Genomic DNA, 13,286 nt, shown 5'->3' on the forward strand with positions numbered 1-13,286 from the left:
TTTTCGGATTCAGTTCCGCAAGCCGTTGAATCAAATTCTCAACCGGCAGATTTGCCCGGCCTCACGGTCCGGGTGAAGACGCGCCGAAACCGATGGAGAAAACCATGGACGATGACACGTTCAACATGTCCCTCAGGAAGTTCCTGAAGCAGGTGGGCGTCACCTCGCAGCAGGCAATCGAGGCCCATGTGCGCGATACCGGCGCCGAAAGCGGAAGCCTGACCGCGCGCGTGGTCCTGACCATCGACGGCCAGGAGTTCGAGCATGTCGTCACCGGGCGCATCGATCTGGGATAGACTTGCCCGGCAGCGGCACCGGCCACGCCTTGAATCAGTTTGCGAAGGGATTCGCGTTTCATGTCAGGACTTGAGAGCATGGGTTTGCCAGACCCGGTGTTTCCTCCGCTGCTTGCCGGACATCCCGTTGCCGCCGGGACCGTGCCGTTCGAGGTGGCGGTTGCCGGAGCCGGGACCGGGGAGATGGGAGCCGGGGACCTGGTCTGGTCGCGCTCGCTGGAGCGGATCGAACTGGCCCTGGTGCTCGAGCCGGAGGTCGGTGCCGACCGGGTTCAAGAAATGCTGTTCCTGGCGATGGTCGCGACGACGGATGCCATCGGCTCCCTGATCCCGCCGGAGATCGCCCTGACCTATCTCTGGCCGGCAACACTGCGGGCGAACGGGGCCGCCGTCGGCCGGGCGAGGCTGGCGCAGAGCGCGGAGCTGGACGAAAGCGGCGCTCCCGCCTGGCTTGTCGTGGGGCTCTCGTTGCAGCTGGGGCCGTTGACAGGACCGCTGGAACCGGGCGAGGTGCCGCATCTCACGAGCCTTGTCGACGAGGGCGCGGCGGAACTGGATCGCACCCAGGCGGTCGAGTCGCTGTCCCGCCACCTTCTCACCTGGATCCACACCTGGGATGTCGACGGCTTCGCGCCGGTTCTGGAAAACTGGCTGTTCCGTGCCGACGGCTACCGCGCGCAGATTGTTCTGGAGACCGGCGACGGCCCCCGCAGCGGGCGGTTCGTCGGCCTCGATGAAGAAGGGAACTTGCTGATGAAGCCCGACAACGCGGACAGCGGGCAGACGATCGCCCTCCCGCTTGACGACGCGCTGGCATGTCTCGACGAAACGGAGATGCGCCCGTGACCCGGTTGTTGCGCGCCATCCGTCTGGATGTCTCGGACACACATGTCTTTCCGCTTGCGGCGGAGCCCGGGGACTGGGTCATTCCGGGCACCTTCGCCTTTCGCAACTACACGGACGAGGGGCTGACCGGAAAGATCCGGCAGGCCTTTGTCTCGGGCTTCCTGTCGCTGGAGAACCTTGGCTGGTCGACGCTCGCAACGCCGGCGGACCTTTCGCCCGAGGAACGCGAACGGCTGACAGAACGGTTGGCGCAGCATTTCATCGACGAGCACGGCGCTCCCTCTCTCGATGCCGCGCGGCCGGTCGCCGCTGCCGAGATTGACGATGCGTGCGAGCTTGCCGCCGAACTCGATCTCAACGCCCTTCTGGCGATCCAGCGGGAAATCGACGAGGAGGGAGCCATCCACGAGCGGTTCCATCTGGTCACGCCATCCGATGACAAATCCCATGCCCGGATCTGGGACGTGACCGAGGACGAATGATGCGCCAGTTCTGGAAATCATCGGGAATGCACCTGGTGACACGCGATGCCAACGGATGGCTCGCAGTCACGCCGGACTTCCTGCGGGCCTATTTCACGCGGCCGGAAATCCACCCGGTGGAAGAGTCCTGCGATGCCGAGCACCGGCTGTTCGAGCATTTGATGAGCGATCCCTTCGCCGTCATCGACGACGCCGACCTCGCCGCCATTGCCGATCCGGACGCGGCCGACAACTACCGCCTCATCCTGCGCTTTCGCGATCATCTTGTGGCCAGCGGCAGCATCGAGGCCGGTTATGCGGCCTTCTTTTCAGGCGGAGCCCCGATCGACATCCCGCCGATGTTCATCGACCAGCTGGTGCATCTGATCGCCCACAACGTCCTGCGCAAGGTCGCCGACCCGATGCGCCTGCGCGCGGCGGAGATCCTGTTCCGCGAACAGTCCGTAACCACCGCGGAGGGGCAGCTGATGCTGGCCGACGCCGAGATCGTCGAGACCTATTCGCGCACCGGCGGGTTCGGCGGGCTCGGAGCCTTGCTGGCGGAAGCCGGCACGCCGACGCGGGACGTGGCGCTGGACGTGCTGACGGAGGAGAATGCGGGGATCTACTGGGATCGCTCGGACCGTTTCGACACGGCCATCGACTTCCGTTTCACCGAACCGGCGCTCGATGCCTTTGCCCGGGTCCTGGAAAGCTGGATCGCGCATTTCCACGGCACCGGAGTGCGCGTCCAGCCGCAGCAATCCATACGCGACGAGCGCTGGTCCTGGCATGTCGGCCTTGACGCCGGGGCGACCCGTATTCTCAACGCGCTTTATGAGGGCACGCCGATCGACGAGGCGGAGCTCGGGCGCATCATCGCCCTGTTTCGTCTCGACTTCGACCGGAGCGGCGATCTCATAGAGACGATGCGGGGCAAGCCCGTCTGGATGGGACTGTCCATGGGGCCGGACGGCACTGTCCGGATGAAGCCTCAGAACCTGTTGACAAACCTTCCGATTCGGCGCCGAAACTAGGCCATCTTCGAAGCCCGCCGGTTTCCGGCAGAAATTGCAGGAAAGCACAAGCGAACCATGATCCTTTCGGACAACGGGCGGGCCATCGTCTTCATGATGTTCGCCATGGCGGGCTTCATCCTCAACGACAGTTGCGTCAAACTGGTGTCCAGCGACCTGCCGCTTGGCGAGATCATGTTCCTGCGCGGGGCGATGGCGCTCTCGCTGCTGCTCGTCTGGTGCATCGCCAACGGCACGATCAAACGCTTTCCACTGCTGCTCAACCGGCTGGTCAGTCTTCGCGTCTTCGCCGAGGTGAGCGCGACGCTGCTATACCTTACAGCTCTCTTCAACATGCCGATCCCCAACGCCACCGCCATCCTGCAGGCCTTGCCCCTGCTGGTAACGGCCGGGGCGGCGCTGTTTCTGGGCGCTCCGGTTGGCTGGCGCCGCTGGACCGCCATCACCATCGGCTTCGGAGGCGTCTTGCTGATTGTGCGGCCGGGCATGGAAGGCTTCGACGCCTGGGCGCTCGTTGCCCTTGCCGGCGTCTTCCTCATGGCCCTGCGCGATCTGACGACCAGCGTCCTGCCGAAGAACATCCCGACGCTCGGCGTCACCTTCGCAACGCTTGTCGGTGTCACCGTGACGGGACTGGGGCTGTCCGCAGCCGAGACCTGGGTGATGCCGAGCGGGAGGAACCTCCTGCTCCTGGCGACGGCGGCCGGGTTCATCCTCGTCGGCTTCGTCTGTATCATCAACGCGATGCGTATCGGGGACATCTCCCTGGTGGCGCCGTTCCGCTACTCGATCATCCTGTGGGCGATTGTCATCGGATACCTTGTCTGGGGGGATATTCCCGACACCTTCACCCTTGCCGGCATCGCCGTGCTCGTCGGCACGGGCATCTACAGCCTTGCGCGCGAGCGCAAGCTGCTGAGCGGGGCCGGTCCCGCAGCGCAGGCCGACCTGCCGCGCTGAACCCGCCGGTCAGCGGGCCGGGACGTTCCCGCAAGCCGCGATTTCGCTGCGCAGCCAGTCGCGGAAGGCGATGACCTTGCGCAGGCGGAAGGCCGTCGGCGGGCCCACGAGATAGAACCTCGGCCGGATTGGCAGCTCAAGGCCGAAGGGCGCGACCAGCCGTCCGTGCCGGATATCCGCTTCCGACAGGCTTCGCCGGCCAAGCACGACCCCCGCGCCTTCGATTGCCGCATCGAGCCCGTGGTCGGCATGGGTGAAACGCAGGCCCTTCGAGGCATCGACGCCGGCTTCTCCGGCAAGCGCGAGCCAGCGCGACCAGTTCGGCGCGTCGGCAAGGTGCCGGATGCTGTCGTCGTGGAGCAGTGTGACCGAAGCGAGGTCCGCCGGCGTCTTGAGCCGGGCGGCAAGCTCGGGCGCGCACAGAGGCAGCGCCGCCTCGTCGACCAGCGGTTCCACCTCGAGCCCCGGGTAATCGCCGAGCCCGAAGCGGATGCCGACATCGGCATCGTCCCGCGCGAAATCGACGTTGCGCAGGTTGGCGGAGACCAGAAGCTCGATATCGGGATGGGCGTCGACGAACCGCCGCAGCTTTGGTGCCAGCCATTTCGCCGCGAAGGCCGGGCCGCTGGAGACGATCAGCCGGTTGTTGTCGGGGCTGGCCGAGATCGCCGAGATGCCCTCCACGATCCGCTCCAGCGCGTCTTCCACCGCCGGCAGCAGCTTGCGACCTCCGGGCGTGAGCGAGATCGCCCGGTTGCCGCGCACGAAAAGCGGCTGGCCGAGCTGGTCTTCCAGCGTCCGGATCTGGTAGCTCAGCGCCGACGGCGTCAGGTGCAACTCGTCCGCCGCTTGCTGGAAACTCATGTGGCGGGCGACCGCCTCGAACACCCGCAAGGCGTTCATCGCCGGAATATTGTACCGCATGTCACTTCAAATTTTTTGTTTCGATTGAGGGAAAATACGCGTTTGTCGCGGATATCGCAATCGGGCAGTTTATCTCCACGAAATGCCGGCACGTTGCCGGCCGCAACCGGAGAGCGAACATGACCCATCTCGACATCGCCCGGCTCGACCCGTTGAACCTGACTGCAGCCGAGATCAACTGCCTCACCCGGCGGGGTCGCCGCCAGCGCGCCGAAGCCGTTCGCGCCATGCTGCGGCGCGTCTTTGCAAGGTGAGGGGTAGCGCAAAATCAAGGAACGCCGGCAAAGGCGGGTGACCCGGTCGCCTGCCTCTGCGCGTCCCGAGCGCGAGGACGTCAGGCCGGGATGCCCTCTGCGCCAAGGGTTTCTGAGATCCACGACAGATAGTCGCCAAGAGCTCCCTCCTGCCGCCTGCAATAGGCCCATTTGCCCTTCCGCCGAACGGTGATGAAACCCGCCTGGCGCAACAGGTCGACATGACGGCTCGCGGTTGGTTGGGAAACGCCGAGCGCTTCGGCAATCAGCGTCATGCAGACACCGAACTCCGCCGGATCGGCCGACCACTGAGCGGCGAAGTGCACGTTCGGTGTTTTCAGGAGCCTCAGGATCTCCAGCCTCTGCTCGCTGGAAATTGCCCTGATCTGGGTTGACCTGTCTTGCATGCAGCTATCATATTGTCATTTAGCTAAATGACAATATGAAAAGGAGACCTCATGCTGCCTCTCGACAGGACGCATGACTTTGAAGGCCGACGGATCGCCTGGGGCACGATCGGAGATGGCCCTCCGCTGGTCCTCATCCACGGCACGCCGTTTTCCTCGCAGGTCTGGCGCCGGATCGCGCCCTGGCTGGCGTCCCGCTGGAAGGTTCATTACTTCGATCTGGCCGGATACGGGCGTTCGCAGATGGAGGCGGGACAGGATGTTTCGCTTGCCGTTCAGAACCGCCTTCTCGCCTCGCTTTTCCGCCACTGGCAGTTGCATCGCCCGGATGTGCTCTGTCACGATTTCGGCGGAGCGACCGCCTTGCGCGGATATTATCTCGACGGGCTGCGCTATCGCTCCCTGACGATCTTCGATGCGGTCGCGCTCAGCCCCTGGGGGTCGCCATTCGTCGCCCATGTGCGCAAGCACGAGGAAGCCTTTGCCGGACTGCCGGCCTATGCGCATGACGCCCTGCTGCGCGCCTATATCCAGGGCGCGGCCCACAAGCCCATGTCGGAAGAGGTCCTGGCCGTCCACATGGCGCCCTGGCAGGGCGAGACGGGGCAGGCGGGCTTCTACCGGCAGATTGCCCAGATGGACCAGCGCTACACCGACGAGATCGAGCCGCTCTATGCCCCGCTCGAGTGCCCCGTACAGGTGCTTTGGGGGGAGGAAGACACCTGGATCCCCGTTGAGACTGGCGAGCGGCTTTGCGCCCGCATATCCACCCGTCCGCTCATCCGCGTCCCGTCTGCCGGACATCTTTTGCAGGAAGACGCTGCGGAAGCCGTCGTCGCCGCGATGTTGACGTTTGACCCGGCCGATCCGGGCCGATAACTCTACCGGACCTGAGTTTCTACGACGGCGCGGCCTGGTTCCTGACCGGCATGTGGCGCCGACCACAAAGCAGTTCACATGACAAAAAGTGTTTCCTCGGCACTGGCCGAGCGTCGCCCGTCGATTGCGCTTCTCGTCGCCGTTTCCGCAGTCAACCCGCTGGCTCTCAATATCTACCTGCCGTCCATGCCCACACTTGTCGGCATTCTCGGCACGACCGCCGGCATGGTGCAGCTGACCCTGTCGCTCTATCTGGCGGCGGTTGCCGTGGCGCAGATCGGCATCGGCCCCTTGTCGGACCGGCACGGACGTCGCCCGGTTCTCCTTTGGGGGCTCGCAATCTTTGTCATGGGCAGCGCGGTCTGCGCTGTCGCCAACACGATCGAGGTGATGCTGGTCGGCCGGGTGCTGCAGGCCGTGGGCGGTTGCGCCGGCATCGTGCTTGGCCGCGCCATCGTGCGCGATCTCTACGATCGCAGCCAGGCGGCCAGCATGATCGGCTATGTGACCATGGGCCTCGCCGTGGCCCCGATGGTCGGACCTGTGATCGGCGGCACGCTGGACGAGAATTTCGGATGGCGCACCAGCTCCTACCTGATGGTGGTGCTGGGTATCCTCGTGTTCGCCTGGTCCTGGTTCGAACTGCATGAAACCAACCACAACCGCGCCTCGGGCGGCGGGCTGGCGGGTCTGGCGCGCAGCTATGCGGCCCTGGTTCGCTCGCCGGTTTTCGTCAGCTATGCCATGACCTCTGCCTTCACCTCGGCGGTGTTCTTTTCGTTCCTGGGCGGCGCGCCCTTCATCGCCGCCGAACTGCTGCACATGACGCCGTCGACCTATGGCCTCTATTTCATGCTGGTCGCTGCCGGCTACATGGTCGGGAACTGGATTTCCGGCCGCTTTTCCGCCCGCATCGGCATCGGCCGCATGATCACCAGCGGCAACACGGTCCTGTCGCTCGCGGTTGCCGCCATCGCCGCCTGCTTCTGGAGCGGGCAACTGCATCCGCTCTCCCTGTTCGGCCCGATGTTTGTCGTTGGCGTCGGAAACGGCATGTCGCTGCCCAATGCCATTGCCGGCGCGGTGAGCGTGCGTCCGGATCTTGCCGGTGCCGCCTCCGGCCTGACCGGCAGCATGCAGATCGGGGCTGGCGCCATTGCCTCGGCACTGTCCGGCTGGCTTCTGTCCGGCGTGTTGTGGCCGGGCACGATCTGGCCGCTTGTCCTCGTCATGGCGGTGGCCTGCGTCGTGGCGGTTCTGGCCGGGATCGCTGCGCGGGTGCTGGAAACCGTCGACTGAGGCTTGCAGCTGGCGCATCATGTGGCCTGGACCGCGCCGTGCCTCGGCCGGATCGCGCGGTCGCCGTGACAGGTGGACGGATGCGACCATGACGACAGACCTTGCCCTTGCCCGGCGCCACTTTCTCGCAGGCGGTGCGGCTCTCGGCGCGGCCGCGCTGTTGCCGCGTCGCCCTGCCTTCGCCGCCGCCACGGAATGGCGGGAACTTACGGCCCGCCCCGGCAAGGCCTCGCTGTGGGAGGAGGGCGGTCCGCTTGCCGATATCTGGGGCTATGACGGGGGCGTCCCGGGACCGGTCCTGCGCATCCCGCAAGGCCAGACGCTGAAGGTCCGTTTCCGCAATCGTCTCGAGCAGCCGACCACGGTGCATTGGCATGGCATCCGGATCGCCAACCAGTATGACGGCGTCGCCGGCCTGACGCAGGATCCGGTCGAGCCGGGTGCGGAGTTCGAGTATCTCGTTCGGGCTCGCGATGCCGGCACCTACTGGTATCATCCGCACAACCGGAGCTGGGAGCAACTGGCCCGTGGGCTCTACGGCGTTTTGATCGTCGAGGAACCGGGGGCAAAGGCCTACGACCGCGACGTGGTTCTCGCCTTCGACGACTGGCGGCTCGATGGCGAGCGCCAGATCGACACGGCCAGCCTTGGCGCGATGCATGACTGGGCGCATGCAGGCCGGCTCGGCAACGTGCTGACCGTCAACGCCCGGCCATATCTTCGCGAGAGCGCCCGTCCGGGTGAGCGCTTGCGCCTGCGGGTTCTCAACACAGCCAATGCCCGGGTCCTCAATTTGCGCTTTGCCGGTCTTGCGCCGCGCGTGATCGCGCTCGACGGACAACCGGTGACGCCGCACCTCCTTGAGGCGGAAACGCTTCGGATCGCGCCGGCGCAACGGCGTGACCTCATCGTCGACCTTCCGGGCGGGGAACAGGTCTTCAAGATCGACGAGGTCTCGAGGGATCCCTTCACCGCCTGCGAGATTGTCGTCGCAGGTCCGGCGGCAGAGCGTGCGGCGGCGCTGCCCGACGACATTGCCCTGCCGGCGAACCCGGTGCCGAAGGCACTCGAGATGCGCGATGCGCTGCCCGTCGATCTCCGGATGGAGGGCGGTGCCATGGGAGGCATGCGCGAGGCGATGCTGCATGGCGAGCGAAAGGCGATGCGGGACCTGTTCGAGGCGGGCAAGGTGTGGTCCTTCAACGGCATTGCCGGCAGCCATCACGATGCGGCGCTGTTCACCGTTGCACGCGGCCGTACCGTGAGCATGCCGATCGTCAACGACACGAGATGGCCGCACGCCATTCATGTCCACGGTCATCACTTTCGCGTCCTTTCCCGCAATGGCGAGGAGGTGACGCGCGAGCAGTGGCGCGATACGGTGCTGATGGAACCGGAGGAACGCGTCGAGATCGCTTTCGTCGCGGACAATCCGGGCAAATGGATGATCCATTGCCACATGCTGGAGCATCAGGCGGCCGGCATGATGGCCTGGTTCGAGGTGACGTGAGCAGCGTGCGTTCGACTGCTCCAGGGAGAGGAATTTGAGCCGCATGGCGAACAGACAGGACCGGCGCGCCGCCCGCGCCGAAGGATCGCTCGACACGACGGGGTTCCTGCAGGTTGCCGCGAAATTCATCGAGGTTGCCAACCGCGAGAACCGCAAGATCCCGGCCACCGACCTTCACCTGGCGTTCCTGTGGGCTGCCGCCCGCTACAACGCCCATGTCGCCAAGGCGGTGATCGGGGTCGAGGACCACGAGGAGTTCGTCACCGGCATGGTCGAGCAGTACACCGAAATGCTGCGCCAGAACCTTGCCGATCCGGAGCTGGATCCGCCTGCCGGCCACGCCTGAGCGCATCTCCCGCGCGAACGCAAAGGGGCCGGAGGAAAATCCTCCGGCCCCTTTTCTCGTTTCGTGCCGCCAGGCGTCAGTTCTTCTTCAGGAAGTCGTCGGCGGTCAGCGCGTCGCCGTCCGGCAGCAGATAGTCGTCCGTGGTGACGATGCGCGGACGGGCGCCGCCGCGAAGCGGCGTGTCCTCCATCTCCCACTGCGCCGAGATGCGACAGTCGTCGCACATCTCGATCAGGGCGATCTGGTCCTCGCGCTGGAACATCCAGTGCTTGCCGGAGAGCTTTTCGCGGATGCGTGCGATGGAGGATTTCGTGCCGAACGGCTTGCCGCACGAAGTGCAGGTGGCCGGCTCTTCCTCGTGCAGAACCACCGGACGCATGGCAGCCGGAGCGGCGTTGTAGCGGGGTTCCAGCGTGATCACGCTCTCCGGGCAGGTCGCGGCGCACAGTCCGCATTGCACGCAGGCGGCCTCCGTCAGGCTCACCTGCGGCTTGTCCGGATTGTCGGAAAGCGCGTTCACCGGACAGGAGGAGACGCAGGCAAGGCAGAGCGTGCAGCCCTTGGCGTCGATCTCGATGCGCCCATAAGGCGCCGTCGCCGGCAGCGCAATGATGTCCGCGGTTGCGGGGGCCTGTGCAAGCAGGCGCGAAATTGCGCTGCGTGCGACATCGCGCTTGCTGCCCACCGGAGCGAAGATGCCGCTTTCCTTCGGCAGCGCGCCGCGAGCCGGTTTGAGGCGGGAGGCGAGGGCGTCGGGATCGCTTTCCACGGCGATCTGGAACAGATCCCCGGCCGCGTATCCCATGCCGGCAAGAAGCGCTTCGGAAAGCTCGATTTCCATCCGCAATGCGTCGAGTTCGTCGGATTTTGACGGCGGACAGAGGAACACCATCCCCCTGGCACCGGCCAGCACGGCGGCGAGCATTGCGTCATGCCCGAACAGCGTCACGGCATGAACGTTGACCGGCAGCACGTTGCCTGGCAGCCCCTTGCCGAAGCGCGCCAGGGCGTTGATCAGGTCCTGGCCGTGATCCCCGTCATGCACGAGAAGCACGGGATCGCGTCCGCCCGCCTCGCGGTAGGTGCCCAGCAGAGCCTGCAGCCGGCGGACATGGGTTGCCCGGTTCGGATACTGGTAGCTGACCGCGCCCGTCGGGCAATGCGCGGCGCAGGAACCGCACCCGCCGCAGATCCCGGCATCGACGACGATCTCGTTGCCGGCGCTGGCGATCGCACCGGCTGGACAGGCGTCGAGGCAGTTGCTGCAACCGGTCTTGCCGGAGCGCCCATGCGCACAGATGGAGGCGTCATAGGTGACATATTGCGGCTTCTCGAAGGTCCCGACCATGTCGGCCATGTCGAAGAGCGCGCGTGCGACCGCCGCCGGATCCTTCGGATCGATACGGTAATAGCCGTCGCGCTTGTCCGGCCCCGTCACCAGCGGTGTTCCGCCGGACAGGTCGAGGATCAGGCTGCAGCCGGCCTTGGCTCCGTCGCGGGCCAGCGAGAATGCCGGCGCGCCGCGCGAGGAGGGGAGCATCTGCGCATAGCCGTCGACAGTGACGGAGAAATTGCCGAGCGATCCGGCGACGCTGCGGATGCGTCCCAGATGGACCGGAACCGGCAAGACCCCCGGCAGCAGGATGTCCGAGGCATCCGACAGGAGCAGGGAAACGGAGAGACGCCCGTCAAGCGCCAGCGCGGCATCGAGCGCCTGCTGGCCGGCGCCATAGACCAGGCACACGCCGTCGGATTCGATGGATCGCAGGGCCGCCGGGTCGGACGGCAGCAGCGCTTCGGCGAGCAGGGCCGAGATCTTCGGATGCGGATCCGTACCGGTGTCGCACCAGCCCGCGCGCTCGCGAATGTTGAAGAACGAGATGTGCTGTTCCGCGCCGCGCTCCTCGGCGACGTCTTCGAACAGGGGGGCCTCCTGCGTGCAGCCGACCAGCAGCGGTTCGCCGGTGGCCAGCGCCTTTTCGAAGGCGTCGAGCTGGGCACGGCAGAGCTGTGTGTGGATCGGCGTGCCCGCGTCGATCCCCGCGATCCGCGCGGGGTCGAGACGCATCGTCTTTTCGCAATTGCACAGCATGACCCGGGGTTCGGTCGACGTCATGTCGTTCCTCCGTGGCGACGGCCGGTTGGCACCCCTTGCAAGGGGCGGCCCGCGACCGGTGCCGCTTGTTGATTTGCCCGTGACAATAGCCGAATTTCCTGACCATTTCCTCCCTCAAGTCGGGTGGAGATCAAAGCCGAACAGGGGGCGGCGATGCGCCGTGGCGCGGTCTTGCACCTTGCCATTGTCTTTCCGCCCTGAACGACCCAAAATCAGGGAGCCGCGATGCGCCGCATCGTCCGGCGAGCAATGGGAGAGCGTCTTGCAAAGGGAAGTGTCCGCGTCCTTCGGAGTGGTGCTGGAGCGACGGCCGTCAGCCTCGAAATGGGCCGACTGGTCCTGGTCGGTGGTCGATGTGATCGCCGACGCGCCGGCTACGGACGGGTGGACGGTCCTGTCGGACGAGGACGGGCGTCGGCGCTATCTGTCCTCCCCGCATGTGCTGGAACTGCACCACAAGATGGTCGACGCCTATGATGCCAACATCGAAACCGGCGCGCCGTCGATCTGGGTGATGCTGGACGAGGTGCTCGGTGCCGCGGATCCGGCCTATCGGGTGCGCGGCGTCACCGCCGACCCTTACGAGGCGCAAGGTGTTCTCGACAGCGCCGAAGGGATCGTCGACCGCCTGCCGATGCCCAAGGCCACCGTGGCCTGGATGGCGAAGTTCCTCGCCTCGCTGCCCGAGGCGCCGGCCTTTCGCAAGCGCCGCCGCGACCGGGTCGAGGTCGAGAAGCAGATCTTCGGCAAGGAGCCGATCTTTTCCCCGCTCGGCCGCAGGCAGGAGCGCGAGGAATGACACGGGAAACCGAAACGGGCTTCCTCTCCCGCTGGTCACGCCGCAAGCAGGCGGTGCGGGACGGGGACCTGTCTGATGATGCGTCCGGCGATGCACTTGGCGTGGCTGGCGACGGCGGCGACACCGAAGGTGAGGATGCCGAACTGCGGGCCGAGGCGGCGCGCCTCGAGGAAGAGAATCGGGAGGCGGCGGAGGCCGTCGACCTGGAGGCGCTGTCCTTCGACAGCGACTATTCCGTTTTCCTCAAGAAAGGTGTTTCAACGGATCTGAAAAATGCGGCGCTGCGCAAGCTTTGGAGATCCAACCCTGTGCTTGCCTGTGTCGACGGGCTCAACGATTACGACGAGGACTTCCGCACCGTGCAGACGCTTGCCGACGGGCTGAAGACGTCATGGCAGGTCGGCAAGGGCTACAGCTGGATGCTGGAGCCCAAGGAAGGAGAGGCCTCGGAGCCCGCGGATGCCGCAGCGGAGCTTGCCGGGAGGGCGGAGCAGGACGCGGCCGTGGATGCCGAGACCGACCTTGCCGGCGATGGACACGTGGCCGATGCCGGCGAAACTGCGGGGGGCGAAGCGGCAGGCGACGACGGCGAGCCGGCGGTGTCCCTCGCGCCGCCGGACATGACGAGCGCTGCCGGTGTTCCGCTCGACGTTGAAGAGGCCGTGGTGACGACGGTCGCCGTGCGGGCCGACCATCCGATGGAGGTGGCGCCCCGAGGGGATCCGGCACGACCGGCGCGTCGCCGGATGCGATTTCAATAGGCCGGACGGCACGACGATACAGCTTGGGGACATTTCCTGCAGCCGCCGCCGGCTACTGCGGGGGAAACTGTGTCTGGCAGTAGCTCTCGGCACGGGCGCGAAAAGCCTCGTATTGAGCGGAATTGATCACCTTGTCGGCCTGCATCTGGTCGACGGCGCCGACACGCTCGGCAAGGCAGGCGGCGAGGGCGGGATTGGCGGCCGCCAGCCCGCCGGAGCTTGCCAGGGAATTGGCGAAAGGCGTCATTGCGACACCGGCAAAGCCGACCTGACCGATCCAGACGATCGCGCCGAGCGTGCCGCCGGCCACGAGAAGGGCGAGCAGGCGCGCGAGCGGGCCGTCGAGACCGCCTGTCAGGCGGCGTGCCTGCGGACCTTCGTCTTGCATGAT

General features: G+C 66.0%; 16 protein-coding genes. 12 read left to right on the forward strand and 4 right to left on the reverse strand.

Translation table 11 applies throughout. The features are described from left to right. Nucleotides 1–104 precede the first annotated feature (104 nt). The 5 genes from ACQY46_RS13930 (at nucleotide 105) to ACQY46_RS13950 (ending at nucleotide 3,600) form a co-directional block, all read left to right on the forward strand. The gene (locus ACQY46_RS13930; RefSeq protein WP_428696638.1) at nucleotides 105–296 is read left to right on the forward strand and encodes a DUF6494 family protein; all 192 of its coding nucleotides are present in this window, start codon (nucleotides 105–107) and stop codon (nucleotides 294–296) included. Nucleotides 297–374: 78 nt separating this feature from the next. Further along, nucleotides 375–1,142 carry a biotin/lipoate--protein ligase family protein gene (locus ACQY46_RS13935; protein WP_428696639.1) on the forward strand — a complete coding sequence of 256 codons (768 nt, stop codon included), beginning with the start codon at nucleotides 375–377 and terminating at the stop codon, nucleotides 1,140–1,142. Next, a complete protein-coding gene (locus ACQY46_RS13940) occupies nucleotides 1,139–1,624 on the forward strand; it encodes a DUF6505 family protein (RefSeq protein WP_428696640.1) in 486 nt (161 codons plus the stop codon). Before ACQY46_RS13935 ends, ACQY46_RS13940 begins: the two co-directional genes overlap by 4 nt. Before the next feature lie 26 nt (nucleotides 1,625–1,650). Then, nucleotides 1,651–2,640 (forward strand): DUF6352 family protein, encoded by a 990-nt coding sequence (locus tag ACQY46_RS13945; RefSeq protein ID WP_428696642.1) that lies wholly within the window; start codon nucleotides 1,651–1,653, stop codon nucleotides 2,638–2,640. Between the two features lie 57 nt (nucleotides 2,641–2,697). Beyond that, nucleotides 2,698–3,600, forward strand: a complete 903-nt coding sequence (locus tag ACQY46_RS13950) for a DMT family transporter (RefSeq protein WP_428696643.1) — start codon at nucleotides 2,698–2,700, stop codon at nucleotides 3,598–3,600. 9 nt (nucleotides 3,601–3,609) lie between these two features. Here ACQY46_RS13950 and gcvA read toward each other — a convergent pair whose 3' ends face one another. After that, nucleotides 3,610–4,524 (reverse strand): transcriptional regulator GcvA, encoded by a 915-nt coding sequence (gene gcvA / locus ACQY46_RS13955; RefSeq protein WP_428696644.1) that lies wholly within the window; start codon nucleotides 4,522–4,524, stop codon nucleotides 3,610–3,612. Nucleotides 4,525–4,643: 119 nt separating this feature from the next. On the opposite strand from gcvA, the gene ACQY46_RS13960 reads away from it, so the two are divergent. Further along, nucleotides 4,644–4,778, forward strand: coding sequence for a hypothetical protein (locus ACQY46_RS13960; protein WP_428696645.1), 135 nt, complete (start codon nucleotides 4,644–4,646; stop codon nucleotides 4,776–4,778). Nucleotides 4,779–4,858: 80 nt separating this feature from the next. On the opposite strand, the gene ACQY46_RS13965 is transcribed toward ACQY46_RS13960, so the two are convergent. Then, nucleotides 4,859–5,185, reverse strand: a complete 327-nt coding sequence (locus ACQY46_RS13965) for an ArsR/SmtB family transcription factor (RefSeq protein WP_428696646.1) — start codon at nucleotides 5,183–5,185, stop codon at nucleotides 4,859–4,861. Nucleotides 5,186–5,236: 51 nt separating this feature from the next. Between ACQY46_RS13965 and ACQY46_RS13970 the strand changes: the two genes are divergently transcribed. The 4 genes from ACQY46_RS13970 to ACQY46_RS13985 all read left to right on the forward strand — a co-directional run bounded on the left by ACQY46_RS13970 (nucleotide 5,237) and on the right by ACQY46_RS13985 (nucleotide 9,219). Then, a complete protein-coding gene (locus ACQY46_RS13970) occupies nucleotides 5,237–6,064 on the forward strand; it encodes an alpha/beta fold hydrolase (protein WP_428696648.1) in 828 nt (275 codons plus the stop codon). A gap of 78 nt (nucleotides 6,065–6,142) precedes the next feature. Then, nucleotides 6,143–7,363 (forward strand): multidrug effflux MFS transporter, encoded by a 1,221-nt coding sequence (locus tag ACQY46_RS13975; protein WP_428696649.1) that lies wholly within the window; start codon nucleotides 6,143–6,145, stop codon nucleotides 7,361–7,363. A gap of 88 nt (nucleotides 7,364–7,451) precedes the next feature. After that, a complete protein-coding gene (locus ACQY46_RS13980; RefSeq protein ID WP_428696650.1) occupies nucleotides 7,452–8,873 on the forward strand; it encodes a multicopper oxidase family protein in 1,422 nt (473 codons plus the stop codon). A gap of 43 nt (nucleotides 8,874–8,916) precedes the next feature. Further along, nucleotides 8,917–9,219 (forward strand): DUF3144 domain-containing protein, encoded by a 303-nt coding sequence (locus ACQY46_RS13985; RefSeq protein WP_428696651.1) that lies wholly within the window; start codon nucleotides 8,917–8,919, stop codon nucleotides 9,217–9,219. Between the two features lie 76 nt (nucleotides 9,220–9,295). Here ACQY46_RS13985 and ACQY46_RS13990 read toward each other — a convergent pair whose 3' ends face one another. Beyond that, the gene (locus tag ACQY46_RS13990) at nucleotides 9,296–11,335 is read right to left on the reverse strand and encodes a 4Fe-4S dicluster domain-containing protein (RefSeq protein WP_428696652.1); all 2,040 of its coding nucleotides are present in this window, start codon (nucleotides 11,333–11,335) and stop codon (nucleotides 9,296–9,298) included. A 262-nt stretch (nucleotides 11,336–11,597) separates the two neighbouring features. On the opposite strand from ACQY46_RS13990, the gene ACQY46_RS13995 reads away from it, so the two are divergent. Both ACQY46_RS13995 and ACQY46_RS14000 read left to right on the forward strand, forming a co-directional pair. After that, a complete protein-coding gene (locus ACQY46_RS13995; protein ID WP_428696653.1) occupies nucleotides 11,598–12,134 on the forward strand; it encodes a DUF3305 domain-containing protein in 537 nt (178 codons plus the stop codon). Then, nucleotides 12,131–12,895: a DUF3306 domain-containing protein gene (locus ACQY46_RS14000; RefSeq protein WP_428696654.1), complete on the forward strand. Its 765-nt coding sequence runs from the start codon at nucleotides 12,131–12,133 to the stop codon at nucleotides 12,893–12,895. Before ACQY46_RS13995 ends, ACQY46_RS14000 begins: the two co-directional genes overlap by 4 nt. A 52-nt stretch (nucleotides 12,896–12,947) precedes the next feature. Here ACQY46_RS14000 and ACQY46_RS14005 read toward each other — a convergent pair whose 3' ends face one another. Further along, nucleotides 12,948–13,283 (reverse strand): hypothetical protein, encoded by a 336-nt coding sequence (locus ACQY46_RS14005; RefSeq protein WP_428696655.1) that lies wholly within the window; start codon nucleotides 13,281–13,283, stop codon nucleotides 12,948–12,950. Nucleotides 13,284–13,286 lie beyond the last annotated feature (3 nt).

This window comes from Stappia sp. (assembly GCF_965276915.1).
In the GTDB taxonomy this organism is placed as follows: domain Bacteria; phylum Pseudomonadota; class Alphaproteobacteria; order Rhizobiales; family Stappiaceae; genus Stappia.

Coding starts and splice junctions, on each gene's coding strand:
- ACQY46_RS13930 (WP_428696638.1), top strand. CDS start 105: ATGGACGATGACACGTTCAACATGTCCCTCAGGAAGTTCCTGAAGCAG.
- ACQY46_RS13935 (WP_428696639.1), top strand. CDS start 375: ATGGGTTTGCCAGACCCGGTGTTTCCTCCGCTGCTTGCCGGACATCCC.
- ACQY46_RS13945 (WP_428696642.1), top strand. CDS start 1,651: ATGCACCTGGTGACACGCGATGCCAACGGATGGCTCGCAGTCACGCCG.
- ACQY46_RS13950 (WP_428696643.1), top strand. CDS start 2,698: ATGATCCTTTCGGACAACGGGCGGGCCATCGTCTTCATGATGTTCGCC.
- gcvA (WP_428696644.1), bottom strand. CDS start 4,524: ATGCGGTACAATATTCCGGCGATGAACGCCTTGCGGGTGTTCGAGGCG.
- ACQY46_RS13960 (WP_428696645.1), top strand. CDS start 4,644: ATGACCCATCTCGACATCGCCCGGCTCGACCCGTTGAACCTGACTGCA.
- ACQY46_RS13965 (WP_428696646.1), bottom strand. CDS start 5,185: ATGCAAGACAGGTCAACCCAGATCAGGGCAATTTCCAGCGAGCAGAGG.
- ACQY46_RS13970 (WP_428696648.1), top strand. CDS start 5,237: ATGCTGCCTCTCGACAGGACGCATGACTTTGAAGGCCGACGGATCGCC.
- ACQY46_RS13975 (WP_428696649.1), top strand. CDS start 6,143: ATGACAAAAAGTGTTTCCTCGGCACTGGCCGAGCGTCGCCCGTCGATT.
- ACQY46_RS13980 (WP_428696650.1), top strand. CDS start 7,452: ATGACGACAGACCTTGCCCTTGCCCGGCGCCACTTTCTCGCAGGCGGT.
- ACQY46_RS13985 (WP_428696651.1), top strand. CDS start 8,917: ATGGCGAACAGACAGGACCGGCGCGCCGCCCGCGCCGAAGGATCGCTC.
- ACQY46_RS13990 (WP_428696652.1), bottom strand. CDS start 11,335: ATGACGTCGACCGAACCCCGGGTCATGCTGTGCAATTGCGAAAAGACG.
- ACQY46_RS14000 (WP_428696654.1), top strand. CDS start 12,131: ATGACACGGGAAACCGAAACGGGCTTCCTCTCCCGCTGGTCACGCCGC.
- ACQY46_RS14005 (WP_428696655.1), bottom strand. CDS start 13,283: ATGCAAGACGAAGGTCCGCAGGCACGCCGCCTGACAGGCGGTCTCGAC.